General features: G+C 65.3%; 21 protein-coding genes and 1 pseudogene. 11 read left to right on the forward strand and 11 right to left on the reverse strand.

Annotated features, from left to right (window positions below):
* Nucleotides 1-13: 13 nt before the first annotated feature.
* Nucleotides 14-1696, reverse strand: coding sequence for an aspartate-alanine antiporter (gene aspT / locus AWB68_RS03590; RefSeq protein WP_087642987.1), 1683 nt, complete (start codon nucleotides 1694-1696; stop codon nucleotides 14-16).
* A 495-nt stretch (nucleotides 1697-2191) separates the two neighbouring features.
* Here aspT and AWB68_RS03595 point away from each other — a divergent pair, with 495 nt between their 5' ends.
* Both AWB68_RS03595 and AWB68_RS49255 read left to right on the forward strand, forming a co-directional pair.
* Entirely contained in the window at nucleotides 2192-3205 is a 1014-nt protein-coding gene (locus AWB68_RS03595) for a LysR family transcriptional regulator (protein WP_087642988.1), read from the forward strand.
* Nucleotides 3206-3256: 51 nt separating this feature from the next.
* Nucleotides 3257-3372 (forward strand): annotated as a pseudogene (locus AWB68_RS49255) (NAD(P)-dependent oxidoreductase); the annotation flags it as partial.
* 38 nt (nucleotides 3373-3410) lie between these two features.
* On the opposite strand, the gene AWB68_RS03600 reads toward AWB68_RS49255, so the two are convergent.
* The gene (locus tag AWB68_RS03600; RefSeq protein WP_087642989.1) at nucleotides 3411-3917 is read right to left on the reverse strand and encodes a plasmid fertility inhibition factor family protein; all 507 of its coding nucleotides are present in this window, start codon (nucleotides 3915-3917) and stop codon (nucleotides 3411-3413) included.
* Between the two features lie 154 nt (nucleotides 3918-4071).
* Between AWB68_RS03600 and AWB68_RS03605 the strand changes: the two genes are divergently transcribed.
* The 4 genes from AWB68_RS03605 to pdeM are packed head-to-tail and all read left to right on the forward strand — an operon-like array spanning nucleotide 4072 to nucleotide 10182.
* Entirely contained in the window at nucleotides 4072-5271 is a 1200-nt protein-coding gene (locus AWB68_RS03605; protein WP_087642990.1) for a ligase-associated DNA damage response exonuclease, read from the forward strand.
* On the forward strand, nucleotides 5268-6935 hold the full coding sequence (locus AWB68_RS03610) for an ATP-dependent DNA ligase (RefSeq protein WP_087642991.1): 1668 nt from the start codon (nucleotides 5268-5270) through the stop codon (nucleotides 6933-6935). The genes AWB68_RS03605 and AWB68_RS03610 overlap by 4 nt, the downstream gene beginning before the upstream one ends.
* Nucleotides 6932-9517, forward strand: a complete 2586-nt coding sequence (locus AWB68_RS03615; RefSeq protein WP_087642992.1) for a ligase-associated DNA damage response DEXH box helicase — start codon at nucleotides 6932-6934, stop codon at nucleotides 9515-9517. The genes AWB68_RS03610 and AWB68_RS03615 overlap by 4 nt, the downstream gene beginning before the upstream one ends.
* Complete coding sequence (gene pdeM, locus AWB68_RS03620) at nucleotides 9514-10182, forward strand: ligase-associated DNA damage response endonuclease PdeM (RefSeq protein WP_087642993.1); 669 nt, start codon at nucleotides 9514-9516, stop codon at nucleotides 10180-10182. The genes AWB68_RS03615 and pdeM overlap by 4 nt, the downstream gene beginning before the upstream one ends.
* Nucleotides 10183-10204: 22 nt before the next feature.
* On the opposite strand, the gene AWB68_RS03625 is transcribed toward pdeM, so the two are convergent.
* Nucleotides 10205-10648 (reverse strand): hypothetical protein, encoded by a 444-nt coding sequence (locus AWB68_RS03625; protein ID WP_087642994.1) that lies wholly within the window; start codon nucleotides 10646-10648, stop codon nucleotides 10205-10207.
* 354 nt (nucleotides 10649-11002) lie between these two features.
* On the opposite strand from AWB68_RS03625, the gene AWB68_RS03630 reads away from it, so the two are divergent.
* A complete protein-coding gene (locus AWB68_RS03630; protein WP_087642995.1) occupies nucleotides 11003-12184 on the forward strand; it encodes an MFS transporter in 1182 nt (393 codons plus the stop codon).
* Nucleotides 12185-12572: 388 nt separating this feature from the next.
* Here the strand turns inward: AWB68_RS03630 and fahA are convergent, their stop codons facing one another.
* Together fahA and hmgA are read right to left on the reverse strand one after the other, a co-directional pair.
* Nucleotides 12573-13880: a fumarylacetoacetase gene (gene fahA, locus AWB68_RS03640; protein WP_200828619.1), complete on the reverse strand. Its 1308-nt coding sequence runs from the start codon at nucleotides 13878-13880 to the stop codon at nucleotides 12573-12575.
* Complete coding sequence (hmgA, locus tag AWB68_RS03645; protein WP_087642998.1) at nucleotides 13877-15214, reverse strand: homogentisate 1,2-dioxygenase; 1338 nt, start codon at nucleotides 15212-15214, stop codon at nucleotides 13877-13879. The genes fahA and hmgA overlap by 4 nt, the downstream gene beginning before the upstream one ends.
* A 246-nt stretch (nucleotides 15215-15460) precedes the next feature.
* Here hmgA and AWB68_RS03650 point away from each other — a divergent pair, with 246 nt between their 5' ends.
* From AWB68_RS03650 to AWB68_RS03665, 4 genes are all read left to right on the forward strand, one after another.
* Nucleotides 15461-16282: an EAL domain-containing protein gene (locus AWB68_RS03650; RefSeq protein ID WP_087642999.1), complete on the forward strand. Its 822-nt coding sequence runs from the start codon at nucleotides 15461-15463 to the stop codon at nucleotides 16280-16282.
* Nucleotides 16283-16546: 264 nt separating this feature from the next.
* Complete coding sequence (gene dalD / locus AWB68_RS03655) at nucleotides 16547-17938, forward strand: D-arabinitol 4-dehydrogenase (RefSeq protein WP_087643000.1); 1392 nt, start codon at nucleotides 16547-16549, stop codon at nucleotides 17936-17938.
* A gap of 133 nt (nucleotides 17939-18071) precedes the next feature.
* Nucleotides 18072-19553: a xylulokinase gene (gene xylB / locus AWB68_RS03660; protein WP_087643001.1), complete on the forward strand. Its 1482-nt coding sequence runs from the start codon at nucleotides 18072-18074 to the stop codon at nucleotides 19551-19553.
* A 131-nt stretch (nucleotides 19554-19684) separates the two neighbouring features.
* Nucleotides 19685-20632 carry a sugar-binding transcriptional regulator gene (locus tag AWB68_RS03665; RefSeq protein WP_087643002.1) on the forward strand — a complete coding sequence of 316 codons (948 nt, stop codon included), beginning with the start codon at nucleotides 19685-19687 and terminating at the stop codon, nucleotides 20630-20632.
* Nucleotides 20633-20649: 17 nt separating this feature from the next.
* On the opposite strand, the gene AWB68_RS03670 is transcribed toward AWB68_RS03665, so the two are convergent.
* The 6 genes from AWB68_RS03670 to AWB68_RS03695 form a co-directional block, all read right to left on the reverse strand.
* Complete coding sequence (locus tag AWB68_RS03670) at nucleotides 20650-21012, reverse strand: type II toxin-antitoxin system PemK/MazF family toxin (RefSeq protein ID WP_087643003.1); 363 nt, start codon at nucleotides 21010-21012, stop codon at nucleotides 20650-20652.
* Nucleotides 21005-21283 carry a hypothetical protein gene (locus tag AWB68_RS03675; RefSeq protein WP_087643004.1) on the reverse strand — a complete coding sequence of 93 codons (279 nt, stop codon included), beginning with the start codon at nucleotides 21281-21283 and terminating at the stop codon, nucleotides 21005-21007. The genes AWB68_RS03670 and AWB68_RS03675 overlap by 8 nt, the downstream gene beginning before the upstream one ends.
* Before the next feature lie 213 nt (nucleotides 21284-21496).
* Nucleotides 21497-22618, reverse strand: a complete 1122-nt coding sequence (locus AWB68_RS03680; RefSeq protein WP_087643005.1) for an ABC transporter ATP-binding protein — start codon at nucleotides 22616-22618, stop codon at nucleotides 21497-21499.
* Between the two features lie 69 nt (nucleotides 22619-22687).
* Nucleotides 22688-23404 carry an HAD family hydrolase gene (locus AWB68_RS03685; protein WP_200828620.1) on the reverse strand — a complete coding sequence of 239 codons (717 nt, stop codon included), beginning with the start codon at nucleotides 23402-23404 and terminating at the stop codon, nucleotides 22688-22690.
* Nucleotides 23405-23418: 14 nt separating this feature from the next.
* The gene (locus AWB68_RS03690) at nucleotides 23419-24267 is read right to left on the reverse strand and encodes a carbohydrate ABC transporter permease (RefSeq protein ID WP_087643006.1); all 849 of its coding nucleotides are present in this window, start codon (nucleotides 24265-24267) and stop codon (nucleotides 23419-23421) included.
* A complete protein-coding gene (locus AWB68_RS03695) occupies nucleotides 24264-25199 on the reverse strand; it encodes a carbohydrate ABC transporter permease (protein ID WP_087643007.1) in 936 nt (311 codons plus the stop codon). Before AWB68_RS03695 ends, AWB68_RS03690 begins: the two co-directional genes overlap by 4 nt.
* Between the last annotated feature and the right edge of the window lie 37 nt (nucleotides 25200-25236).

Raw genomic sequence — 25236 nt, forward strand, 5'->3', positions numbered from 1 at the left:
TTTTGCGGGAGTCTCAGCCGACCCGGCCGGCGAGACCGACGACCAGCGGCCCCATCAGCGGCAACAGCACGTTGGAAAGCGCATAGGTGATCGTGTAGCCGATGACAGGCGTCGAATTGCCCGTCACGCCGACGAGCGCGCTGATCGCCGGCGTGCTGCACTGCTGACCGGCGATCGCGCCAAGCAGCATCGGCACTTCGAGCTTCAGGAGCCAGCGCCCGACGACGAGCGACACGAGCGCCGGCCCGAGCGTGATGACGATGCCCGCGAGCGGCAGCGCGACGCCGTATTCACGGATCAGGCGGATCGCGTCGGAGCCCGCCGACAGCCCCACCGCCGCGATGAAGGTGCAGAGGCCGAAGTCCTTGAGGATTTGCGCAGCAGCCGACGGCAGCGAGCCTATCAGCGGATAACGCGAGCGGATCCAGCCGAACAACAGACCCGCGAGCAGGCAGCCGCCGCCCGTGCCGAGCGTCACGTCGATACCGCCGAGCCGCGCGCTGAGCCGCCCGAACGCGATGCCCACCAGCACACCGAGCCCGAGGAACACGAAGTCGGTCTTCTGCGTCGCGCGCACCACGTAGCCGAGCTTCGCCGCGCCCCGCGCGACGTCCTCCCGCGCGCCGACCAGCGTCAGCACGTCGCCGCGATGCAGCTCCGTGCCGGGCAACGCGGGAATCGTGCTGTCGAGCCGCGTCACCGCCGCGATGAACACGCCGCGCGCGTCGGAGGGCGACGCGCGCTCGCGCACCTGTGCGACCGTCAGGCCATTCACGCCGCGATGCGTGAGCATGACGTCGAGCTTGTCGGCATAGGCGTCGGCGAGGTCGGCGCCGAACACTTCCTCGCCGAGCTCGGGAATCGCCTGCACGACCGCTTCGCGCCGTCCACCGATCAAGATGCGGTCGCCCGCCTTCAGCACGACGGCCGGTTGCGCCCGGATCACGGAGCGGCTGCGCAGGACGCGCTGGATGCTGATGTTGTGCCCGTGACGCTGTTCGATGTCGCCGATGGTCTGCCCCGCGCCGCCGGTCACCTTCAGCTCGCGCCCGACGAGCGGCGGAGCCGCGAGGCTCTGGCCCTCGCCCAGCGCGCCGTCGCCGCCGAGCTTGCGCCAGAGGCGCTCGGCTTCGTCGCGAAGATTCACGCGCAGGATGAGCGGCGCGAACTGGCTCGTGAACAGCACGATGGTGACGAGCCCGAACAGATAGCTCACGCTGTACGCGGTGACGATGTTCGCTTGCAGGCGCGCGGTATCGGCGGCGGAGAGGCCGAGCCGGCCGATTGCCTCCGACGCCGTGCCGACCACCGCGGATTCGGTCGCGGCACCCGCAAGCAGGCCCGCTGCCGTGCCCTGGTCGAGCTTGAGCACGGTGACAAAGCCAAGCACGAGCGCGATCACGACAGCCATTTCAATGAGCGACAGGATGCCGTAGCGCCAGCCACGGCCGACATTGGCGAAAAACTGCGGGCCGCCCGTAAAACCGAGCGCGAAAATAAATAGCGCGAACGCGATGTTTTTCAGGTCCGGTGAAATGCGCGCGCCGCTTTGTCCGAGTATCAGCGCCACGATCAGCGTGCCGCAAACTCCGCCGAGCTGAATCGGGCCGATCTTGAAGGAACCGATGAAATAGCCGATAGCGAGACTGGCAAACAACGCGATTTCCGGCTGTGCTGCGAGTAGATGCCAGAGCATGGTTATTTGTCCGTTTGGTTATCGCGCCAATTCAGAAATGGATCGATTACGCACGCCAACAATAATAATTATGAAGAAGCGGCGACTGATAAATAAATTCATCTTGAAGAATCACCGATCGCAGCTTGTCCCAATGCGCCTTAGATGACGCCAAAATGACGAAATCGCCAAAAAAACACGCTTTAAGTATCCGCCACATTAAGCCCCGAACTCCGCGACCCGCGCAAGCCTTATCGACTCTGGCTCTCGCCACCGCACTCAGATTGAAGATCAATCGCGCGCCCCTTCTTGCGCGCCGCCACGCAGCATCCCGACTTATTTATGCGAGATTTCAGACCGCAATTGCACGCCACCGATAACAATTGCCGGAATAAATTTTAATATTGCAATTCTGCCCGAGTGTCAATATGCTTTTCAGGCAGCTTGCAAAAGTCCGATGTATACGCGACGTTTATCAGACGCCGACAAGTAAAGCATATATCCGAGGGCACCGCGATGAACCAGATCCACGCAATGCGAGTATTCGTCCGCGTTTCCGAGACCGAGAGTTTCCGGCGCGCCGCACAGCAACTCGACGTGTCGAACGCGCTTGTTACGAGATCGATTGCCATGCTGGAAGCGCATTTACGCACCCGCCTGATCAATCGCACCACCCGCAACTTGTCGCTCACAGAAGCCGGCACGCGCTATCTCGAAGGTTGCCGTGCGCTGCTGGAAGAACTCGACAACCTCGAAACGGCCCTCGCCCATACCGAAGGTGAACCGAGCGGGACGCTGCGCGTGGTCGCATCAAGTTCGTTGTCGCTGCTCATGCTGACGCCGCTTATCGACGGGTTCCGCAAACACTATCCCAAGGTCAACGTGCGCCTCACGCTCGCCGAGCGTCATATCGACCTGGTCGAGGACGGCTTCGACGTCGGCATCGTCACGGCGTTCATGGTGTCGAGCACGGCGCTCGTCGAGCGGCCCGTCGCGACCAATCCGCTGATTCCGGTCGCGACCCCTGCCTACCTCGCCGAGCATGGCGTCCCGCATGCGCCGGTCGATCTGCAAGGCTGCCCGTCGGTGGCGCTGCCGAATGAGATACGCAGTGCGACCTGGCATTTCCGCCATCGCCAGGGCTCCTCCGACCAGCTCACGCTCACGCCGGTCTACACGGTCAACAACGCGCTGATGGTGCGGCTCGCGACGCTCGCCGGCATGGGCTTCTCGATCCTGCCCGAAGGCCTCGTCGCCGCGGACCTCGAAGCCGGCACGCTCGAGCGCATTCTGCCGGACTACACGATCGACGACCCCGACATGAAGGTATCGATCGTGTATCCGGGCCGCCAGTACTTGCCCGCCAAGACGCGCCTTTTCATCGATTACGCGCTCGAGAAACTGGCTCCGCAAGTGAACGCGGGAATCGACCGCCCGGATGCCGCGTTGACGCGGGTGCCGGGCTTCATGGCCTCCACCGGCGCGGGCATGTCGCATGCCTCGTCGCACGCGGAAAGGCCCACTCATTGAGCGAGACAAAACGCTAGCCGCCGTGCCGGGCCGCGTGGTTCTCTCGAACGCGCGCTCGGCAAGATGAAAGCCGGCGCGATGCGGTCAACACGGGGCGCGGCGGACTCGTCGAACGCAATGCACTGATCGGCGCGCTGAAAAGCGGCCAGTCGGGACGCCTCGCGCTCGGCCATCGACGATTGAACCGACCGGAGGCGACGAGGCTTCAGGTCTCGCCGTATTCGGCCGACGCAGCGCCCGGCGCCGCGCACATCTGGCGCAGCAGCTCCGCTTCGCGCTCGTGCACTTCCACCGGCATGCACAACGCGCCCGCGTGCGCCAGATAGCGCGCGCGATGCTGACCGTTGCGAAACGCCACCACGCCATCGCGATTCACGCCGAGCAAACCGAGCAGGCCGTGCGCGCGCCGCGCGGAGATCGTCACATAGGGCATCTCGGGCACGCGCGGATTGTCCGGATCGAGAAACTCGCGGATGCCTTTCACCTTGCCCGCATGCCAGTCGCTGACCGACTTGAGCACATAGTCGGTGTCGTCGCGATCGGCACACTCGAGCAGCTTCTTCACATCGACGAGCACCACCTGATGGCGCGAGCCGACCTCGCCAAAGACGCGCTTGAGACGCACGAAGTCGAAGTGCGCGTGGCCTTGCAGCCGCACGATCCAGACCGTTTCCGCCAGCGCCGGGGCACTCATCGAAGCGTTGTTCGCCATAACCAGGAACCAGGCTGCGCGCGCTCGATGCGCGCGCTTCACGAGTAAAACTTGTACACCCTAGCGGCCGATCGTGAAAGACTCATGACGGGCACAGCATGTGCTCTGTTGCAAGAATCAAACTACTTCATCCGCGAGACCAGCCGGAGCCGGGTTGAACGCACACTCGAACGCGAACGCCGACCTCATCGTCGCGCGCCCCGAAGGGCTTTATTGTCCGGCGGGCGACTTCCATATCGATCCATGGCGGCCCGTCGAACGCGCCGTCATCACGCATGCGCACGCCGATCATGCGCGCTTCGGTCATCGGCACTATCTGGCGGCTGAGCCGGGTACCGGCGTGCTGCTGTCGAGGTTGCCCGGCATCGACCTTCAGGGTCTCGCGTATGGCGAGCGCATCGCGATCAACGGTGTGACCGTGTCGCTGCATCCGGCGGGACATGTGCTCGGCTCGGCACAGGTGCGCGTCGAGCACGCGGGGCGCGTATGGGTCGCTTCGGGCGACTACAAGATCGAGCCGGACCCGACCTGTGCGCCCTTCGAACCGGTGCGCTGCGAGACGTTCATCACCGAGTCGACGTTCGGCTTGCCGATCTATCGATGGGAGCCGTCGCAGGCGGTGTTCGACGGCATCGATTCCTGGTGGCGGCACAACGCGGCGCAAGGGCGCGCGTCGGTGCTCTTCTGCTATTCGTTCGGCAAGGCGCAGCGCATTCTCGCGGGCGTCGACAGCGGGATCGGGCCGATCTTCTGCCATGGCGCGGTCGAGCCGCTCAATCGCGCGTATCGCGCAGCCGGGGTCGCGCTGCCGCCGACGCGGCTCGTCTCCGACATCGCCGCCCGCGACAAGGCCGCGTTCAAGGGCGCGCTGGTGATCGCGCCGCCGTCCGCGCAGGGTAGCGCGTGGATGCGCCGCTTCGGCGACTACAGCGATGCGTTCGCGTCCGGCTGGATGCGGCTGCGCGGCACGCGGCGGCGTCGCGGGCTGGATCGCGGCTTCGTCCTGTCCGATCACGCCGACTGGCCCGGCTTGCAAACCGCGATCGGCGCAACGGGGGCCGAACGCGTGATCGTCACGCATGGGCAGATCGAGCCGATGGTGCGGTGGCTGCGCGAACAGGGTCTCGAAGCCGGCGCGTTCAAGACCGAATATGGCGACGATGCCATCGAAGCCGACGCGGCTGAAGCTGTGGGGAGTGTCGGGAACGCCGAGAGCGTGAAGAACACGAACAGCACGGAGAGCGCTGCGAGCGAAGGGCACGCGCCGAACGCGCGGGACGCGGCCGATGCGACGAATGCTGGGAACGTGGTGAACGCGGGGAACACGGCGAACCGGGAGAGCGACAAGCAATGAAGCGCTTCGCCACGCTCTACACGGCGCTCGATGCCACGACATCGACGAACGAAAAGCTCGAAGCGCTGACCGCGTATTTCTCGGTGGCGGAGCCGGAAGACGCCGCGTGGGCCGCCTATTTCCTCGCGGGCGGCAAGCCGCGCCAGTCCGTGCCCACCCGCATGCTGACCGAACTCGCCCGCGAGCGCGCGGGCCTGCCTGAATGGCTCTTCGACGAGTCGTATCAAGCGGTCGGCGACCTCGCCGAAACCATCGCGCATGTCCTGCCGCCCGCCGAACGCGAATCCGAACTGGGGCTTGCACAATGGATCGAGGATCGCGTGCTGACGCTGCGCGGCGCGAGTCCCCCGGCGCTGCGCGAACGCCTGCTCGGCTACTGGGACGAACTCAACTGGAGCGAACGCTTCCTGCTGACGAAGCTGATCGGCGGCGGGTTTCGCGTCGGGGTGGCGCGGCAACTCGTCGTGCGCGCGCTGGCCGAAGTGGCGGGCGTCGACCACAAGCGCATCGCGCAACGCATGGTCGGCTGGACCGATTCGCGCCACGCGCCGAGCGCCGCGCGCTACCTGCGGTTGATCGCGCCCGACAGCGCCGGCGAAGACCTCGATACGCCGCACGAAAGCGACCTCGGCCTGCCCTATCCGTTCTTTCTCGCGCATCCGTTGCAGGCCGATCCGGCGACGCTCGGCGCGACATCGGACTGGCTCGTCGAATGGAAGTGGGACGGGATTCGCGCGCAACTGGTCAAGCGCGGCGGCCGCGTGTGGCTGTGGTCGCGCGGCGAGGACCTGATCACCGAGCGCTTTCCCGAACTCGCGTCGCTCGGCGCGGCGCTGCCGGACGGGACCGTGATCGACGGCGAGATTCTCGCGTGGGAGCCGGGCGCCGACGCACCGCTGCCATTCGCGCGACTGCAACCGCGCATCACGCGCAAGTCGCTGACCAAGAAGGTGCTGGCGGATTCGCCCGCCGCGCTGCTCGCCTACGATCTGCTCGAAGCAAATGGCGTCGACCTGCGCACGACGCCGCTCGGCGAACGCCGCGCGCGGCTCGATGCGCTTGCCGCGGAGTTGGGGCAAACGCTCGCCGTCGATTTGCTGCGCGTCTCACCGCTCGTTCAGGCAGACGGCTGGGATGCGCTCGCCGCGTTGCGCGACGAAAGCCGTGCGCGCGGGGTCGAAGGATTGATGCTGAAGGAGCGGCAATCGATGTACGGCGTCGGGCGCACGAAGGCGTCGGGGACGTGGTGGAAGTGGAAGATCGACCCGTATGCGATCGACGCGGTGTTGCTCTACGCGCAGCGCGGCCACGGCCGGCGCGCGAGCCTCTACACCGATTTCACCTTCGCGGTCTGGGACGAAGCCGACGGCACGCGCACGCTGGTGCCGTTCGCGAAGGCCTATTCCGGCCTCACGGATGAAGAGATGCGCCAGGTCGATGCGATCGTGCGCAAGACGACAGTCGAGAAGTTCGGACCGGTGCGCAGCGTCACGCCGACGCTCGTCTTCGAGATCGGCTTCGAAGGCATTCAGGCGAGCCCGCGCCACAAGTCGGGGATCGCGGTGCGCTTTCCGCGCATGTTGCGCTGGCGCACGGACAAGCGGATCGAAGACGCCGATACGCTCGCGATGCTCAAAGGGTTTCTCGGCGGGTCGGCGCCATGAGTGCGCCGGACGACGCGAAGCATCGGCCACCGCGTCCGCGCCGCGTGCCGAAAACGCGCGCGGCGCAAGCCCGCGCCGATGCCGTGGCCGAGTTGTTTCGCCCCGCGCCGCTCGCCATCGACGCCGAACAGGCAAGCCGCCCCTTCGACGAGCGCCTGAAACACTGGTTCGCCGATAAGGGCTGGCAGCCGTTCGATTTCCAGCGCGAAGTGTGGCGCGAGATCGCGCACGGATCGAGCGGCCTGCTCCACGCGACGACCGGCGCGGGCAAGACCTGGGCGGTCTGGCTCGGCGCGCTCGCGACGTTCGCGCAAAGCGGCGCCCGCGCCGTGCCCGCGCCGCTCACGGTCCTGTGGATCACGCCGATGCGCGCGCTCGCCGCCGATACCGCCCGCGCGTTGCAGTCGGCCGTCACCGCGCTCGCCGTGCCGTGGACGGTCGGCTTGCGCACCGGCGACACGCCGTCTGCCGAGCGCGCGCGGCAGAACCGCCGCATGCCATCGGCGCTCGTCACGACGCCCGAAAGCCTCACGCTGATGCTGACCCGCGCCGACGCTCAAGAGGAACTCGCGCATGTGCGGCTCGTCGTCGTCGATGAATGGCACGAGCTGCTGGGAAACAAGCGCGGCACGCAGACACAGCTCGCGCTCGCGCGCCTCGCACGCTGGCGTCCCGGCATTCAGGTGTGGGGTTTGTCCGCGACGCTCGGCAATCTCGCGTTCGCGCACGACGCGCTGCTTGCGTCCGTGAAAACGCCGCGCGTGACCGTGCGCGGCGCGCAGCCGAAGACGCTGATCGTCGACACGCTGATCCCCGACACGATCGAGCGGTTTCCATGGGGCGGTCATCTCGGCGTGCGGCAGGTCGGCCCGGTCGCTAATGAAATCGAACAGGCGCGCAGTTCGCTCGTCTTCACCAACACGCGCTCGCAGTCGGAGATCTGGTATCGCGCGTTGCTGGAGTCGCGGCCGGACTGGGCCGGGCTGATCGCGCTGCATCACGGCTCGCTCGATCAGGAAGTGCGCGAGTGGGTGGAAACGGGTCTGAAGAACGGACAGTTGAAGGCCGTCGTCTGCACGTCGAGCCTCGATCTGGGCGTCGACTTCCTGCCCGTCGAGCGCGTGTTCCAGATCGGCTCGCCGAAAGGCGTCGCGCCCCTGATGCAGCGCGCCGGCCGCTCGGGCCACGCGCCCGGCCGGGCGTCGCGCGTGACGATCGTGCCGACGCACGCACTCGAACTCGTCGAAGCGGCGGCGGCGCGCTGGGCCGTCGCGGAACGGCGCATCGAAGGCCGCGAGATGCCGGCGAAACCGCTCGACGTGCTCGTCCAGCATCTGGTGACGGTGGCGATCGGCGGCGGTTTCAGGGCTTCGGAACTGTTCGACGAGGTTCGCAGCGCCTACGCGTATCGCGACCTGACGCAGCAGGAGTTCGACTGGGCGCTCGCGTTCGTCGAGCGCGGCGGCACGTCGCTCGCGGCATATCCGGACTACCACCGCGTGACGCTCGGCGACGACGGCGTCTATCGCGTGCCGCGCGAGGATCTGGTCCGGCGGCATCGGAACAATGTCGGCACGATCGTCGCGAACGCGACCATCAACGTCGCGTACATGACGGGCGGACGCATCGGCGCAATGGAGGAATCGTTCATCTCGCGCCTCAAGCCCGGCGACGTCTTCACCTTCGGCGGCCGCGCGCTCGAACTCGTGCGCGTGCGCGACATGACCGCCTACGTGAAGCGCGCGACCTCCTCGCGCGGCGCAATGCCGCAATGGGCGGGCAGCCGCATGCCGCTTTCGTCCGAACTCGCGGGCGCCACGCTAATGATGCTCGCGCGTGCGAACGCCGGCATCTACGACGAGCCGGAGATGCGCGCCGTGCGCCCGCTGCTCGAATTGCAGGCAAGATGGTCGGCGCTGCCGGGGCCGGGCGTGCTGCTGGTCGAAGCGATCCGTTCGCGCGAAGGCCATCACTTCTTCTGCTATCCGTTCGCCGGGCGCACCGCGCATATCGGGCTCGGCTCGCTGATTGGCTGGCGCGTCGCGCGGGACCAGCCGAGCACGTTCTCGATCTCGATGAACGACTACGGGTTCGAACTGCTGTCCGCGCGTCCGTTCGACTGGGAGACGCTCATCGAAAACGGCCTCTTCTCGCCCGACAACCTCGCGCACGACATCCTCGCGAGCCTGAACTCGTCGGAACTCGCGGCGCGGCGCTTTCGCGAGATCGCGCGGGTGTCGGGGCTCGTGTTCCAGGGGCATCCTGGGCAGCAGAAAAGCGCGCGGCAATTGCAGGCTTCGAGCGGGCTGTTCTACGAAGTCTTCCGCAAGCACGACAGCGGCAACCTGCTGCTCGCGCAGGCCGAGGAGGAAGTGAGGTTGCAGGAACTGGAACTCGAGCGCATCCGCGTGGCGCTGGAAAGCATGAGCGCGAGCCGCCTCGCGCTGACGCATCCGAAGAAGCCGACGCCCTTCGCGTTTCCGCTCATCATCGGACGGCTGCGCGAGAAGGTGAGCACGGAGAAGCTGTCGGATCGCGTCGAGCGGATGCTGGCCGACCTGGAAAAGGCGGCGCGCACATGACGACGGAAGCGCTGACCGTCGATGTCGCGGGGCACACGCTGCTGCTCTCGGCCGAGCGCGCGGCGTTCGATCCGCTGCTGAAGGCGCTTTTCATCGCCGATGCGCATTTCGGCAAGGACGCCGTGTTCCGCGCGCGCGGGATTCCGGTGCCCGCGGGATCGACCGGCGAGAATCTCGCGCGGCTCGATGCGCTGGTGAGCACGCATCGGCCGGAGTCGATCGTGTTTTTGGGCGACCTGCTGCATGCGCGCGAGTCTCACGCCGAGGAGACGTTGAGCGCGTTATCCGCGTGGCGCGCGAGGCATCGCGGGTTGCGGCTGTTGCTGGTCGAAGGCAATCACGACCGGCATGCGGGCGCGTTGCCGGATGCGCTCGGCTTCGAGAAGGTGGACGAGCCGTACGCGCTGGGACCGTGGTCGCTTTGTCATCATCCGCAGACGGTGGAAGGCGCGTACGCGCTCGCGGGCCACGAGCATCCGGTGTACCGCATCGCGACGCGCACGGATCACGCGCGGCTGCCGTGCTTCCGGTTTGGCGCGCGCTCGGGCGTGCTGCCGGCGTTTGGCGGCTTCACCGGCGGATTCGAGATCAATGAAACCGCGCGCGGCGAAGCGATCTATGTGGTCGCGGGAGAGCGGGTTTTTGGCGTGCGGCGTGACGCGTGATGTCTGCTCGGCTTGGCCTGGCTTAGTGGTAAATCGTCTTCGATGACGTCAGTTTCGTCAGCGTCCCGCGCTGGAACCTGTACCAGCCCTCCGTGCTCTTGAGCACGACTTCGTCTCGCTGCCAGTACACGCCGTCGAGTTTCAGTCGGCGTCCGATCCGCTCGACCGCGGGCGGGTTGCGCCGAAAGTCGTAGAGCACGAGACCGTCGTTCCCTTCGACGATCATCCGCGCGACCGCGCCGTGCGCACCGGAGGTCTCGTCGAAGTGCCGGAGGCGGTTCGCGTTCAGATGGTCGAACACGCGACCGTCGACCTGTGCGACGTAAGCCGCGCCGTCCGGCACGAATTGCAGCGCGCCGCCCGTCGTCGCGATCGGACCGCTCGCGCTGCTCTGTGCGTGCGCGCCACTCGCGCCACTCGCGACGAGAACGGCCATCAACAACCCCTTCCACCGGCGATCAATCATGGGGCGATCTCAAAAAAGTACGAAGATTCGACCTTACCCACAGACATGAACAAGCGCAACGAGGCGTTTCTCCAACACCGCCCAATGCGCAACGTTCCCGATTTTGTCGTCTCGTAATTAAAAGAACCGTTCATAAGCGGGAAATTGGCGAAGAATTCCTGCGCCAACCCAGGCTTTCAGCAAAATAACCCTGCACGCGAATCTCGTGCCCAACGCACGCGAATTAGGGTTTTCACCAGCACGCTTTTGAACCCTTCGGTACAATTCAACCCTTCGTTCGCCGCCTGACGCTTGCGTCTTTCACTCCGAAAACGCGCGTTGCGACGAGACTTCCGCGCCCCCTCCGCTCCCGCCATGCCCTTGCCCCTTCTCGCTCTCGCCATTGCCGCGTTCGGCATCGGCACGACCGAATTCGTCATCATGGGCCTTCTGCCCAATGTCGCCCGCGATCTCGCCGTATCGATTCCCGCCGCCGGCATGCTCGTCTCGGGCTACGCGCTCGGTGTGACGATCGGCGCGCCCATCCTTGCCATCGTCACCGCGAAGATGCCGCGCAAGAAGGCGCTGATGGGCCTGATCGGCGTCTTCATCGTCGGCAATCTGCTGTGCGCAATCGCGCCGGGCTACTGGGTGCTGATGGGCGCGCGCATCGTGACCGCGTTCTGCCACGGCGCGTTCTTCGGCATCGGCTCGGTCGTTGCCGCCGACCTCGTCGCGCCGAACCGCCGCGCGCAGGCCATCGCGCTGATGTTCACCGGGCTCACGCTCGCGAACGTGCTGGGCGTGCCGCTCGGCACGGCGCTCGGGCAGGCGGCCGGCTGGCGCGCGACGTTCTGGGTCGTGACGCTGATCGGACTGCTCGCGGCGGCTGCCCTTCAGGTCTGCCTGCCGAAGCACATCGAGATGCGCGAGACCAGCATCCTGCGCGAATTCGACGTGCTGAAGAACCCGCAAGTGCTGATGGTGCTCGGCATCAGCGTGCTGGCCTCCGCCAGTCTCTTTTCGGTCTTCACCTACATCACCCCGATCCTCGAGGACGTGACCGGTTTCTCGCCGCACGCGGTCACGCTCGTGCTGCTGCTGTTCGGTCTCGGGCTGACGGTCGGCAGCACGCTTGGCGGCAAGCTCGCGGACTGGAAGGTGCTGCGCTCGCTGCTGTCGTTCCTGCTCGCGATCGTCGTGATTCTCACGATCTTCGCCGCGACGATGCACTCGGCCGTTCCCGCGATGGTCACGATCTTCCTGTGGGGCGTGCTCGCGTTCGCGATCGTGCCGCCGCTGCAGATCCTGATCGTGAACCGCGCAAGCGACGCGCCGAACCTCGCATCGACGCTCAATCAGGGCGCGTTCAACCTCGGCAACGCGACGGGCGCATGGCTCGGCGGCATGGCGATCGGTGCGGGCGCGCCGCTGGAATCGCTGCCTTGGGTCGGCGTGACGATGGCGTGCGGCGCGTTTGGATTGACGCTGCTCTCGGCATCGCTCGAAAGACGCGCGCGGCGCTCGGCAATCGGGCAGGCTGCGTGGGAAAGGTGAGCGCTGGCGCTTGGGGTTGGGGTTGGGGTTGGAGTATTTGCGGCGTTTGATGCGCTCAGGCTTCTGTGGAACTTGTGTTCGTGTCGGTCTATTTGCTCTGCCCCTGTGCGGGGCGGCAGTCACTTTCTTTGCTGCTGCAAAGAAAGTAACCAAAGAAAGCAGCCTCCCACCGCCAATGCTTGCCATGCGCCGCTAGACCGTTATGTCGGAGTGGTCCAACCGGGGGAGTGTCGTTAGCGGGGTTTCCCCGTTGTTGGCATGTAGAAAAGGCGCGCACGTCGCACCGCTATGCGGAGTGGACCAGCAGTCATTCATCCGGCCTCGCGCTACGCGCTCACCCGTCAGGCGAAAGCTCAACCCACCCGCGCGTTTGTTGTGCGCATGCTCTTTAGCCCGCTGAACCCGCCCCCCGCGCGGCCAGAATCCGCCCCGCGCACTGGCCGAACCCCACGCGATACCCATCGCCTTGGCACCATCCCGCGAGCGTCAGCTCGTCGCCATCCTCGATGAACGCTCGCTCGCCGCCGTCCTCCAGCTTGATCGGCCGCGTGCCGTTCCAGGTGCTTTCCAGCAGGCTCCCGCATGAATCCGGCGTCGGCCCGCTGATCGTGCCCGAACCCATCAGATCGCCCACCCGCGTGTTGCAGCCCGCCACCGTGTGATGCGCGAGTTGCTGCGCCATCGACCAGTACATCAGCTTGAAATTGGTCCGCGAGATCGTGGTCGCCGTGGCCGCGCCTTCGGGACGCAGCGTCACTTCCAGTTCGATGTCGAACGCGTGATCGCCTTCGTGACGCAGGTACGCGAGCGGCTGCGGTTCCTGCTGCGGCGTCGCGGTGCGGAACGGTTCGAGCGCATCGAGCGTGACGATCCAGGGCGAGATCGTCGTGGCGAAACCCTTCGCGTTGAACGGCCCGAGCGGCACGTATTCCCACTGCTGGATGTCACGCGCGCTCCAGTCGTTCAACAGCACCATGCCGAAGATATGCTGCTCGGCATCGTTGCAGTCGATCGGCTCACCCAGCGCATTCCCCGCGCCGACGATGAAACCCATCTCCAGTTCGATATCCAGCTTGCGGCACGCGCTGAACACGGGACGCTCGTCGCCTGGCAACTTGATCTGCCCGTTCGGACGCCGCACCGGCGTGCCGCTCACGATCACCGACGACGCCCGCCCGTTGTACCCGATCGGCATCTCCGACCAGTTCGGCAGCAGCGCGTTCTTCGGATCGCGGAACATGCAGCCGACGTTCGTTGCGTGCTCCTTCGACGAGTAGAAGTCCGTGTAGCCGGGAATCTCGACGGGCAGATGAAGCGTCGCGTCCGCCTGCGGCACCAGCGCGCGCTGGCGGAGCGCAGCATCGTCGCGCAGGGTCGCATTGCCGCTTGCGAGCAACGCGCTCAACGCGATGCGCACGCTGCGCCAACGGTCGCGGCCGAGCGCGATGAAATCGTTCAGGCGCGGCTTGTCGAAAACATCGGCGGTGTCGAGCAGGCCGGCCTGTTCCAGTACCGCCAGGTCCGCGATCCAGTCGCCGATCGCCACGCCCACGCGCCGCGCCGGATTCACGTCGTTGCTGAACACGCCGAACGGCAGGTTCTGGATCGGGAAGTCGCTCGCCGGGTCGTTGGCCGACTCGATCCAGCTTTTCAGCGCAGGGGCCAGGGTCGCTTGCAGTTGTGCGGACGTGCTCATCGTTGCTCCGGATTGAAATGTTTGGCGAGGCCTTGCCAGCACTCGTAGTAATGCGCCTGCAGTTGCGCGGTTTCGAGCGCGAATTGCGTCGGCTTGATCAGCGTGCGGGTTTCGAACATGAAGGCCATCGTGTCGCCGACTTTCGCCGGCTTCGACGTATCGATGTTCGACGCCTTCTCGAACGTGCCCGCATCCGGGCCGTGCCCCGACATGCAGTTGTGCAGGCTCGAACCGCCCGGCACGAAGCCTTCGGCCTTCGCGTCGTACGCGCCGTGCACGAGGCCCATGAACTCGCTCGCGACATTGCGATGGAACCAGGGCGGGCGGAACGTATCCTCGGCGGCGAGCCAGCGCGGCGGGAAGATCACGAAGTCGATCGTATCGACGCCCGGCGTGTCGCTGACCGATTGCAGCACGAGAAAGATCGACGGATCGGGATGGTCGTAGCTGATCGAGCCGATCGTGTTGAAGTGGCGCAGGTCGTACTTGTACGGCGCGTAGTTGCCGTGCCACGCGACCACGTCGAGCGGCGAATGGCCGATGTCCGCGCGCCACAGCGCGCCGTTCATCTTCGCGACGAGTTCGAACGCGCCTTCGCGATCTTCGTATGCGGCATGCGGCGTGAGGAAGTCGCGCGGATTCGCGAGGCCATTCGAGCCGATCGGGCCGAGATCCGGCAATTGCAGTAGCGCGCCGAAGTTTTCGCAGATGTAGCCGCGTGCCTCGTCGTCGGGGAGCGTCACGGCAAAACGCACGCCACGCGGAATCACGGCGATTTCGAACGGCGCGACGTCGAGCTTGCCCATCTCCGTGAAGATCGACAGGCGCCCTTCCTGCGGCACGATCAGCAACTCGCCGTCGGCGCTGTAGAAAAAGCGGTCCTTCATCGAGCGGTTGGCCGCGTACAGATGGATCGCGCAGCCCGTCATCGATTCGGCCGCGCCGTTGCCAGCCATCGTCACCCAGCCGTCGATGAAATCGGTCGGCTCGGCGGGCATCGGCAGCGGGTCCCAGCGAAGCTGGTTCGGCGGTGTCGGCGGCACTTCCGCGAAATTCGCGACGAGCTTCGCGCGCAGCGTTTCGCCGCGCATCTGCGAGAACGGCATGTGCACGGCAGCCGGCCGGATTCGATACAGCCACGAACGCCGGTTGTGGGCGCGCGGCGCGGTGAACGCGGTGCCGGACAGTTGCTCGGCGTAGAGGCCATAGGGGGCGCGCTGCGGCGAGTTGCGGCCGAGCGGCAACGCGCCCGGGAGCGCCTCGGAGGCGAAATCGTTGGCGAACCCCGACTGGTAGTGGAGGCTCGCGTCCGTATGGGTCTCGAACGTCGGCATGTTGTGATTCCTTGGTTGAATTCGGTGTCGTTGCGATGCGCGCCCGCGGGGCATTTTCAAGACAACGATCTAATTTACGTATAGTAAAACCAATTACGATTAGTTAAATCGTCGTTAACCCTAGCAGGCGTATCGATACCGCATATCAATATGTGAATTTTGTGCAAAGGGATGGATCGCGCGCTGCTACCATCGATGCATGTCCCGTGGCGCCAAACGCGCGCCAAGCCCCACTAGCTCGAATCCATGATCGCGCCGACCGTCGCCGAACTCGTCTCCAAAGCCGCCGCGCACCCCTTCCTCGGCGCGCATATCGTGCTGGGCGAAAGGGAGCATCGCGCTGCGGCGATCGCGCGATACGAGGGCGTCGGGCTGGCGAGCGCCTATGAGCCGATCTTCGATGTCGGCACGCACAGCTTCCCGCAGACACTGTCGGCCTCGCCGGAAAGCGCCGAGCGCTTCGGCGACGAACTGGGCGTCCAGGCGCTGACCCTGCTCGCCGATGGCTCGTCGTTCGATCTGTTCGCTCAAATCGAAAGCGATCGCGAACTCGTCGAACTCGACCGCCTTTCGCGGGCGCTGCATGCGTTCAATTTCTTCGGGACGCAGCGCCCGGGGCTGCTGTTCCTGCGCGTCCACGAGCGCCTGCTCAAGAGCGTGAAGTACGACCACGGACTGCATTTTTCGTCGGTGCTGATCGATTTCGGGCTGAATCCGTCGCGAATCGTGATCGAGTTGCCGGCGGCGGCGGTCGCGCACAAGACCTTCCTCGGCTACCTGACCAAGAGCTATCAACACTATGGCTTCAAGGTCGCGGGCAATCTGCCGAACGCCGGCCAGATCATGTCGGTGTCGGAAATGGCCCGGCTCGACTTCATCAAGATGGACGCGGGGTCCGCCTTGCGCGACTCGGTCGTCAAGCACCTCGTCGGCTATGCAAACCGGCTCAGGATTCCGCTGATCTTCAGCCACGTCGCCGACGAGGCGCAGTTCGACGCGCTCCAGCAATTCGACGTGCGCTTCGTGCAGGGACCCGTGTTCGATGCGCATCCGGTGAATTCGCGCTGAACGATCGTTGTTGTGCGGCGCAGCGTCGCCTTTTCTCCCTTTCCATCAAGCCCTGAAGCCCGATCCGGCGCCGTCACTGCCGCATCGCAGCGAGATCCTTGCTGCGCCACGCCTTGACTTTCCCTCCTCTCGCTACGATCATTCGCTCACAATGAGAGCAATTGATCGGCAAACAGCAATCCAGGCAAGCAATAGCCGGCATCGACGCAAAACACGCGGACGACATCGAACGGACGCTTCCATTCAGAGCAGAGGACGACAGACATGACTAGCGAACGCAATTCGGCCGCCGATGTAATCCTGCACATTGGCGCGGGATCGTTTCATCGTGCGCACCAGGCGTGGTACCTGCACCGGCTGATCGACTCGGGCGACACGCGCTGGTCGCTCACCGTCGGCAATATCCGCGGCGACATGAACGCCGTGCTCGAAGCGCTCGCTGCGCAAGACGGCGCCTACACGCTCGAAACCGTGACGCCGCAAGGCGAGCGCGCTTACGAGACCGTCAAGTCGATCACGAAAGTCGTGCCGTGGTCCGCCGATCTGGAAGCGCTTGTCGCGGCAGGGGCGGCGCCGGAATGCAAGATCGTGTCGTTCACCGTGACCGAAGGCGGCTACTACCTCGACGAACACCACAAGCTCGACACCGCGAACCCCGACATCGCCGCCGACCTCAAGGGCGCGCGCACGACGATCTACGGCGCGCTCGCCGCGATCCTCGATGCGCGCATGAAGCAGGACGCCGGCAGGGTCACGCTGCAGAACTGCGACAACCTGCGCAGCAACGGCGACCGCTTCAAGGCCGGGATGCTCGAATTCCTGCAACTGCGCGGCGAGACCGCACTGCGCGACTGGATGCTCGCCAACACGTCGTGCCCGAATTCGATGGTCGACCGCATCACGCCGCGCCCCACGCCCGACGTCCGCGAACGCGTGCAAGCCGCGACCCGCTTCGACGACCGCGCGCCCGTCATGGGCGAAGCGTTCATCCAGTGGGTGATCGAGGATCACTTCTGCGCCGGTCGTCCGGCGTGGGAGAAGGTCGGCGCGGAGATGGTCGAATCGGTGCTGCCTTACGAAGAAGCCAAGATCCGCATCCTGAACGCGAGCCATAGCTGCATCGCGTGGGCGGGGTCGCTGGTCGGCCTGCAGTACATCCATGAAGGCACGCTCGACCCGGAGATCCGCGCCTTCGCCGATGCCTACGTCACCGAGGACGTGATTCCGTGCCTCACGCCGAGTCCGCTCGATCTCGCGAAGTATCGCGACGTCGTGCTCGACCGCTTCAGCAATCCGCATATCCAGGACACGAACCAGCGCGTCGCCGCCGACGGCTTCTCGAAGCTGCCCGGCTTCATCGCGCCGACCCTCTCCGAATGCTTCGCCCGCAAGGTCGATCCGAACGCGACCGCCGTGCTGCCCGCGCTCTTCTTCCGCTTCCTCGACCGCTGGCATCAGGGCAAGCTGCCGTACACATATCAGGACGGCGTGATGGACCCGGCCGTCGCGCACGGCTTCTTCACGTCGGCCGATCCGCTGAAGGCGTTCGCCAGCGACAAGCTCCTGTGGGGCAGCATGGCCGGGACCGAAGGACTCGAACGCGTGTTGCGCGCGGCTGTCGCCCGCGTCGACGGCTGGCTCGAAAAGCGGTCCTGAGCCTGATCGGCGCGCACGCGTCAAGCCGCGTTCCGTTCTCATGCTCATGGCGTAATGCCGGACGCGGCGCTACATTAGCGGCTCCGGCTTTGCGCCTTCGCTTCTGCCTTCCGCCTTCGATAAGGGTTCGTTCATGTATCTGGGTATCGACCTCGGCACCTCCGAAGTAAAAGTCCTGCTGCTCGCGAGCGACGGCAGCGTCATCGGGACGGCGGGAACGCCGTTCACCGTTTCGCGTCCGAAACCGCGCTGGGCGGAACAAAATCCGCTCGACTGGTGGGAAGGCACGCGCACCGCGCTCTTTGCGCTGCGCGAGAAGTTTCCCGCCGAGTTCGCACAAGTGCGCGGCATCGGCCTCTCGGGACAGATGCACGGCGCCGTGCTGCTCGATGCAAGCGATCGCGTGCTGCGGCCGGCGATCCTCTGGAACGACATGCGCAGCGACAAGGAATGCGCGGAACTCACCGAGCGTGCGCCGGAGTTGCATCGCATCGCGGGCAATCTCGCGATGCCCGGCTTCACCGCGCCGAAACTGCTCTGGGTCGCGCACAACGAACCGGACATCTTCAAGCAGACCGCCTGCGTGCTGCTGCCGAAGGACTATCTGCGCCTGCACCTGACGGGCACCAAGGTCTCCGACCCGTCGGACGCGGCCGGCACGCTGTGGCTCGACGTCGCGCGCCGCGACTGGTCCGACGCGTTGCTCGCCGCCTGCGACATGTCGCGCGCGCAGATGCCCGCGCTCGCCGAAGGCAGCGAGCCGTCGGGCACGTTGCGCCCCGAACTCGCGCGGGAACTCGGCTTGCGCGAAGGCGTGGTCGTCGCGGCGGGCGGCGGCGACAACGCGGCCAGCGCGATCGGCATCGGCGCGACGGAACCGGGCGACGGCTTCCTCTCGCTCGGAACGTCGGGCGTGCTGTGCGTCGTCGGCGACCGCTTCCGGCCGAATCCGGCGTCGGCGGTGCATGCGTTCTGCCACGCGATTCCCGATCGCTGGCATCAGATGAGTGTGATTCTGTCGGCGGCTAGCTGCCTGCGCTGGGTCTGCAAGCTCACCTCGACTGACGAACCCGCGCTGCTCGCCGAAATCGCGTTGCTCAAACCCGAATCGACCGCGATCGCCCCGCTCTTCCTGCCGTATCTGAGCGGCGAGCGCACGCCGCACAACGATCCGTTCGCGCAGGGCGTCTTCTTCGGCATGACGCACGCGACCGACCGCGCGCTGCTCGGCTACTCGGTGCTGGAAGGCGTGACGCTCGCGCTCACGGACGGACTCGACGCGCTGCGTTCGGGCGGCACCGAGGCGCACGCGCTGTCGCTGCTCGGCGGCGGCGCACGCAGCGCGTACTGGGGACAAATGTTCGCCGACGCGTTCGACACGACCACCCGCACGCACGGCGGCGGCGAGACGGGCGCAGCACTCGGCGCGGCGCGGCTCGGCTGGCTGGCAGCGGGCGGCGATCCGGCGACGGTGCTCGCGAAACCGCCCGTCAAGGACGAGTTCATTCCCAACCCGGAGCGCCATGAATTGCTGCGCCAGCGGCTGAAGGGCTTTCGCGAGTTGTACCGGCACGTGCGGCCGCTCTTCGATCCGGCGCGACCGCGGCTCGCCTGACCGCGGGCTGCTCGATTGCTCGATTGCTCGATTTGGATATGGCCGCCATTTCAAGGCGGCCTGCACACGAGATACAGGCACAATAACCAGCGTGCTCTCCCAGCGCGAGCGCAACGACGACGACGAACACCGTGCCCAAGTCCAACGAAAAACTCGATCTCGCTACGCGAGCCGCCTGGCTCTACTACGTCGCGGGCAATACCCAGAACGAGATCGCAGAGAAGCTGCAGATCTCGCGGCCGGTGGCGCAGCGGCTGGTCGCGTTCGCGGTCGAGAAGAACCTGATCCGCGTGCGCGTCGATCACCGGATCGCCGATTGCCTGTCGCTCGCGGCGCAGTTGTCGAAGCGCTACGGGCTCACGCTGTGCGAAGTCGTGCCGATCGACGGCGACACCAGCGAACAGGTCGACCGCAAGCTCGCAGTGGCGGGCGCGCAGGTGATGGAGCGCTTTCTCGGCGAGGAGAAGCCGCTCGTCGTGTCGATCAGCAGCGGGCGCACGCTGAAGGCCGTCGTCGAGCAGATCGGGCAACTGGAGCGGCCGCAGCACCGGCTCGTGTCGATGGTCGGCGCGATCGCCCATGACGGATCGTCGAATCCCTATGACGTCGCGCAGCATCTGTCCGAGAAGACGGGCGGCAAGCACTTCATGCTGCCCGCGCCCCTCATGGCCGACAACGAAGCCGAACGCGCGCAGTGGTGCAATCACCGGCTGTATCGCATCGTCGATGCACTCGCGCAGAAAGCCGACGTGGCGTTCGTCGGGGTCGGCAATGTGGGCGTCAACTGCCCGCTGCACGAGGACGGCTTCATCACGCTAGCCGAAGTGAAGGAACTGATGCAGGCGGGCGCGGTGGCCGAACTGCTCGGCTTGCCGATCGATGCCGAGGGCGCGCGGGTAAATTCGGCGACGGGGGCGCGCGTGACGAGCCTGAAGATCGATGCACCGCCGAAGCGGCCGACGATCGGATTTGCCGGCGGGCTGAGGAAGCGCGAGGCGCTGATCGCGACGTTGAAGGGGAAATGGCTGTCGGGGCTCGTGACGGATGAGCTTTGTGCGCGGGCGGCGCTGGAGGCATAGCCGCTCGCGCACGCTTGCTAGACACCGGAGTTGACGAGCCGCTCCAGCATCTTTCTCGCCCTTCCGAACGGCTCACCTGGCACCTTGCCCCAAGGATGCGGAGCCGCGTTGCGTGCCCGCAGGACAAAGGACTTCGGCATCGAGGGCAGGACGAACTTCAATTCGCTCTGTTCGACGAACGGCATTGCGTACCGATTCGATAGATTGGATTCCGACGAAGTCATCGGAATGCCAAGCACGAGCCCGGTATCCTCGGTGAACTCGCGAGTCGAGAGCACCATCATCGGATGCATGCCGGACATTTCCGTCCCGCTTACGCCGCAGTCAAAATCAATCCAGATCATGTCCTGGCGATCGGGTATCCAGAACGGATCAACCATTGACGAAATCCTCCACACAGGCCGACGACGCCTCCATGATGGCGGCCATTTTCTCGGGGGTCATGCCCTCGAGCCGGTTCTCATTAGGATCGTCGTAATACGGATGCGTTGGGTCATCGAGAAACCATTCCCGGCGATCCAGGTCCATCCGCTCGCCGGCCTTGAGCTTGCGCTCCGCCACGACCTCTGCCGAAATGCGGATGACCAGGCCGCCGTCGTCGGACGGCTCGAGCACGCCGATCGTGTGAAACGGTACAAAATCCTCTTCCATTGCGGTCTCCTTATTGAGTGGACCGCAGAGTCTAGATAAGGGGAAATTTATCTGCTTAGAGATATGTGTTGAATTTAGTGTCGTCATGGCTAAATTCGGATTTAAAGACAAAAAGCGCCTGGCTGCACATGCAGTCCAGGCGCTTCGATCCTATTCAGCCTTGCGCGACACCAACAGTCGGCCGAACGGCCAACGCGTCACGTCAAGCGTCGATCAAGCCGCCGACAAAACCTCGATGATCTTCCTCTTGAACGCCTGCCCCTCCGCGTTGAACAGATGGCAGTGCTCCGGCGTAGCGCCCAGCTTGAGCGTCTCGCCACGCGCGTGCCGCTCAAGCGGCGGAATGCGCGCGATCAGGCCATCCGGCGCCACGGGCGATTCGGCATACAGGTAAGCCGAATCGCCGAGCGATTCGACGGCCATCGTCGTGGTCGACACACCATGTTCGACCGTCGCCGCCGTGCCCGCATGGAGATGCTCTCCGCGGATGCCCACCGTGACCGCATCGCCGACCTTCGCATTGCCCGGCTCGACCGCGACGAGTTGCGTCTCACCGGTCGCGTACTTCACGAGCACGCCGTCGCTCATGACCTGCGTGACCGTCCCGTTCAGGAAATTCATCTTCGGCGAGCCGATGAAACCCGCGACGAACTTGTTGGCCGGCGCGTGATAGAGCTGGTTCGGCGTGCCCACCTGCTCGACATTGCCCGCCGACAGCACGACGATCTTGTCCGCGAGCGTCATCGCTTCGACCTGGTCGTGCGTCACGTAGATCATCGTCGTCTTGAGTTCGTCGTGCAGGCGCGCGAATTCGAGGCGCATCTTCACGCGCAGGGCGGCGTCGAGGTTGGAGAGCGGTTCGTCGAACAGGAACACCTTCGGCTTCCGGGTGATCGCGCGCCCGATCGCGACGCGCTGGCGCTGCCCGCCCGACAACTGCTTCGGCTTGCGATCAAGCAGGTGATCGATGTGCAGAATCTTCGCCGCCTGCTTCACGGCGGCGTCGATGGCCGGCTTCTTCTCGCCCGCGAGCTTGAGGCCGAACGCCATGTTGTCGTAGAGCGTCATGTGCGGATAGAGCGCGTACGACTGGAACACCATTGCGATGCCGCGTTTCGCGGGCGGCAGTTCGTTCACGCGCGTGCCGTCGATCATCAGATCGCCGGCGCTGATGTCCTCGAGTCCCGCGATCATGCGCATCAACGTCGACTTGCCGCAGCCGCTCGGGCCGACGAACACGACGAACTCGCCGTCGTTGATGTCGAGGTTCACGCTCTTCATCACTTCGGTTTCTTCGTAACGCTTGTTGATACCGCGTAAAGTCAGGCTTGCCATGATGTGTCTCCATGCATCCGGTGCTGGTTCGATTCGCGATCCGCAGCCTCTCAATGAAGTTCCGGGTCGTCAGCGAATCTCGAAAGTCGCGTTTTGCAGCCATTCGCCCACGAGCGCGGGCAGTCGCTTCATGTCGTCGAAAACGACGCTTGCGCCCGCGCGCCGCAGCGCATCGATTTGTCCTTCGGTTGCGTGTCCTCCGCCGATGAAGCCGAGCACCGCCATGCCCGCCGCCCTCGCCGCCGTGACGCCCGTCACGCTGTCCTCGACCACGAGGCAATGCGCCGTCGACACGCGCAGCGTGCGCGCCGCCGCAAGATACACGTCGGGCGCGGGCTTAGGGTTCGCGACCATGTCGGCGCAGAAGCGCCGCTCGCCGAAGAAGCGCACGAGGCCCGTGCGCTTCAGCACGGTTTCGACATACGGCGAGAAACTGTTGCTCGCGCACGCCTTGCGGACCGGGATCGCCGCGAGCGCCTCGGCGATGCCCTCGACCGGCGGCGCACCGACCGCGGCGGCTTCGACCGCGCGGCGGATCGCATCGATCTCTCCGGCGTCGATGGTCTGTCCGAGCGTGTCGGCGGTGCTGGTGAGCACCGCTTCGATGCGCAGCCCGAGGAGCGGCAACACGACCGGCTCGACATCGACACCCGGCCACAGCGCGTGCAGTTCCTCGACGAGGACCCGCGCCGCGACGGCTTCGCTGTCGATCAGCACGCCGTCGCAATCGCAGATCACCAGGCGATCGTCGACGTTTGCCGGGCTTGGGGTGAGGTTGAGGTTCACAAGCGTGGCCTCGCTCACTTCACGGCGCCGAACGTCAGGCCGCGTACAAGCTGCTTCTGCGACAGCCAGCCGACGATCAGGATCGGCGCGACCGCGAGCAGCGAAGCCGCCGAGAGCTTGGCCCAGAACAAGCCTTCAGGGCTCGAATACGACGCGATGAAAACCGTCAGCGGCGCGGCGTTCGAACTCGACAGGTTGATGCTCCAGAACGCCTCGTTCCACGAGAGGATCACGAGCAGCAATCCGGTGGACGCGAGCCCCGGCAGCGCCATCGGCATCAGCAGGTAGACGATCTCCTGCCAGGTCGTCGCGCCGTCGATGCGGCCGGCTTCCAGGATGTCGCGCGGCACTTCGTTGAAGTACGTGAACGCCATCCACACGGCAATCGGCAGGTTGATCAGCGTGTAGACGATGATGAGACCCGTGACGGTGTCGAGCAGTCCGCTGTTTTTCCACAGCAGATAGATCGGCACCAGCACGCCGACCGACGGCATCATCTTCGTCGACAGCATCCACAGCAACACTTTCTGCGTCTTCTTGGTCGGGAAGAACGCCATCGCGTAGGCGCACGGCACCGCGAGCAACAGGCAGATCACGGTGACGCCGAGCGAAATCAGGATCGAATTCAACGCGAAGCCGAAGTAATTGCTGCGTGCGAACACCTCACGGAAGCTGTCGAGCGTCGGCGTGAAAATCAGCGACGACGCATACGCCTGCTGCTCGGTCTTGAACGCCGTGATGGTCATCCAGAAGATCGGGAAGAACAGCAGGATCGACACCAGCCACGCGAGGACGCCGGGAATGCCGCGCTTGACCATATCGAGGGCCGGCACGGAACGGGTTGTGGTAACGGGATGGCTCATGAGTCGTACTCCCCTTTCAGGTTTTTCGCGAGCATCCGCACGAGGAAGAACGCGACGATGTTCGCCAGCACCACGGCGAGAATCCCGCCGGCGGAAGCCAGGCCGACGTCGAATTGCTGCAGGCCGAGCGCGTAGATCAGGTACGACAGGTTGGTCGTCGCCGTGCCCGGGCCGCCGCCCGTCGTCGTGTAGATTTCAGCGAAGATTGACAGCAGGAAAATGGTTTCCATCATCACTACGACCGCGATCGCGCGTTTCAGGTGCGGCAGCGTGATGAAGAAGAACATCGCGAACGGACCCGCGCCGTCGATGCGCGCTGCTTCCTTCTGCTCCTGGTCGAGCGACTGGATCGCCGTGAACAGGATCAGGAACGCGAACGGCAGCCACTGCCACGCGACGATCATGATCACCGCGAACAGCGGATAGTCGGCGAACCAGTCGATCGGCTGCATGCCCATCCCTCGCATGGCCTGCGCGACGAGCCCGTAGACCGGGTGCAGGATCATGTTCTTCCAGATCAGCGCGCTGACCGTCGGCATGACGAAGAACGGCGCGATCACCAGCAGCCGCGCGATGCCCTGCCCGATGAACTTGCGGTCGAACAGCACCGCGAGCAGCACGCCGCCGACCACGGTGATGAGGAGCACCGAGCCGATCAGCGTCAGCGTGTGATAGATCGAAGGGCCGAACGCGGGGTCGGTGGCGAGGAACTCGTAGTTGTCGAGGCCAGCGAAGCCTTTGACATCGGGATTGAGCAGGTTGTAGCGCGAGAACGAATACCAGATCGTCATCGCGAGCGGGATCGCCATCCACAGGAACAGCACGCCGGTCGACGGCATGATGAGCCAGCGGACCGACTTCGCGCGGCGCTTGTCGCGCTCGGCCGCGGATTCGGCGTAGTGGTCCGTTATGGGGGGATTCAGTTGACTCATGATCGTGTCACCTCTCGATGATGCGCGGACCGCGCCG

The sequence above is a fragment of the Caballeronia choica genome, assembly GCF_001544535.1.
Lineage (GTDB): Bacteria > Pseudomonadota > Gammaproteobacteria > Burkholderiales > Burkholderiaceae > Caballeronia > Caballeronia choica.

Coding starts and splice junctions, on each gene's coding strand:
- dalD (WP_087643000.1), top strand. CDS start 16,547: ATGACTAGCGAACGCAATTCGGCCGCCGATGTAATCCTGCACATTGGC.
- AWB68_RS03615 (WP_087642992.1), top strand. CDS start 6,932: ATGAGTGCGCCGGACGACGCGAAGCATCGGCCACCGCGTCCGCGCCGC.
- fahA (WP_200828619.1), bottom strand. CDS start 13,880: ATGAGCACGTCCGCACAACTGCAAGCGACCCTGGCCCCTGCGCTGAAA.
- AWB68_RS03690 (WP_087643006.1), bottom strand. CDS start 24,267: ATGAGCCATCCCGTTACCACAACCCGTTCCGTGCCGGCCCTCGATATG.
- AWB68_RS03630 (WP_087642995.1), top strand. CDS start 11,003: ATGCCCTTGCCCCTTCTCGCTCTCGCCATTGCCGCGTTCGGCATCGGC.
- aspT (WP_087642987.1), bottom strand. CDS start 1,696: ATGCTCTGGCATCTACTCGCAGCACAGCCGGAAATCGCGTTGTTTGCC.
- AWB68_RS03625 (WP_087642994.1), bottom strand. CDS start 10,648: ATGATTGATCGCCGGTGGAAGGGGTTGTTGATGGCCGTTCTCGTCGCG.
- AWB68_RS03695 (WP_087643007.1), bottom strand. CDS start 25,199: ATGAGTCAACTGAATCCCCCCATAACGGACCACTACGCCGAATCCGCG.
- xylB (WP_087643001.1), top strand. CDS start 18,072: ATGTATCTGGGTATCGACCTCGGCACCTCCGAAGTAAAAGTCCTGCTG.
- AWB68_RS03595 (WP_087642988.1), top strand. CDS start 2,192: ATGAACCAGATCCACGCAATGCGAGTATTCGTCCGCGTTTCCGAGACC.
- AWB68_RS03670 (WP_087643003.1), bottom strand. CDS start 21,012: ATGGTTGATCCGTTCTGGATACCCGATCGCCAGGACATGATCTGGATT.
- AWB68_RS03680 (WP_087643005.1), bottom strand. CDS start 22,618: ATGGCAAGCCTGACTTTACGCGGTATCAACAAGCGTTACGAAGAAACC.
- AWB68_RS03650 (WP_087642999.1), top strand. CDS start 15,461: ATGATCGCGCCGACCGTCGCCGAACTCGTCTCCAAAGCCGCCGCGCAC.
- hmgA (WP_087642998.1), bottom strand. CDS start 15,214: ATGCCGACGTTCGAGACCCATACGGACGCGAGCCTCCACTACCAGTCG.
- AWB68_RS03600 (WP_087642989.1), bottom strand. CDS start 3,917: ATGGCGAACAACGCTTCGATGAGTGCCCCGGCGCTGGCGGAAACGGTC.
- pdeM (WP_087642993.1), top strand. CDS start 9,514: ATGACGACGGAAGCGCTGACCGTCGATGTCGCGGGGCACACGCTGCTG.
- AWB68_RS03675 (WP_087643004.1), bottom strand. CDS start 21,283: ATGGAAGAGGATTTTGTACCGTTTCACACGATCGGCGTGCTCGAGCCG.
- AWB68_RS03610 (WP_087642991.1), top strand. CDS start 5,268: ATGAAGCGCTTCGCCACGCTCTACACGGCGCTCGATGCCACGACATCG.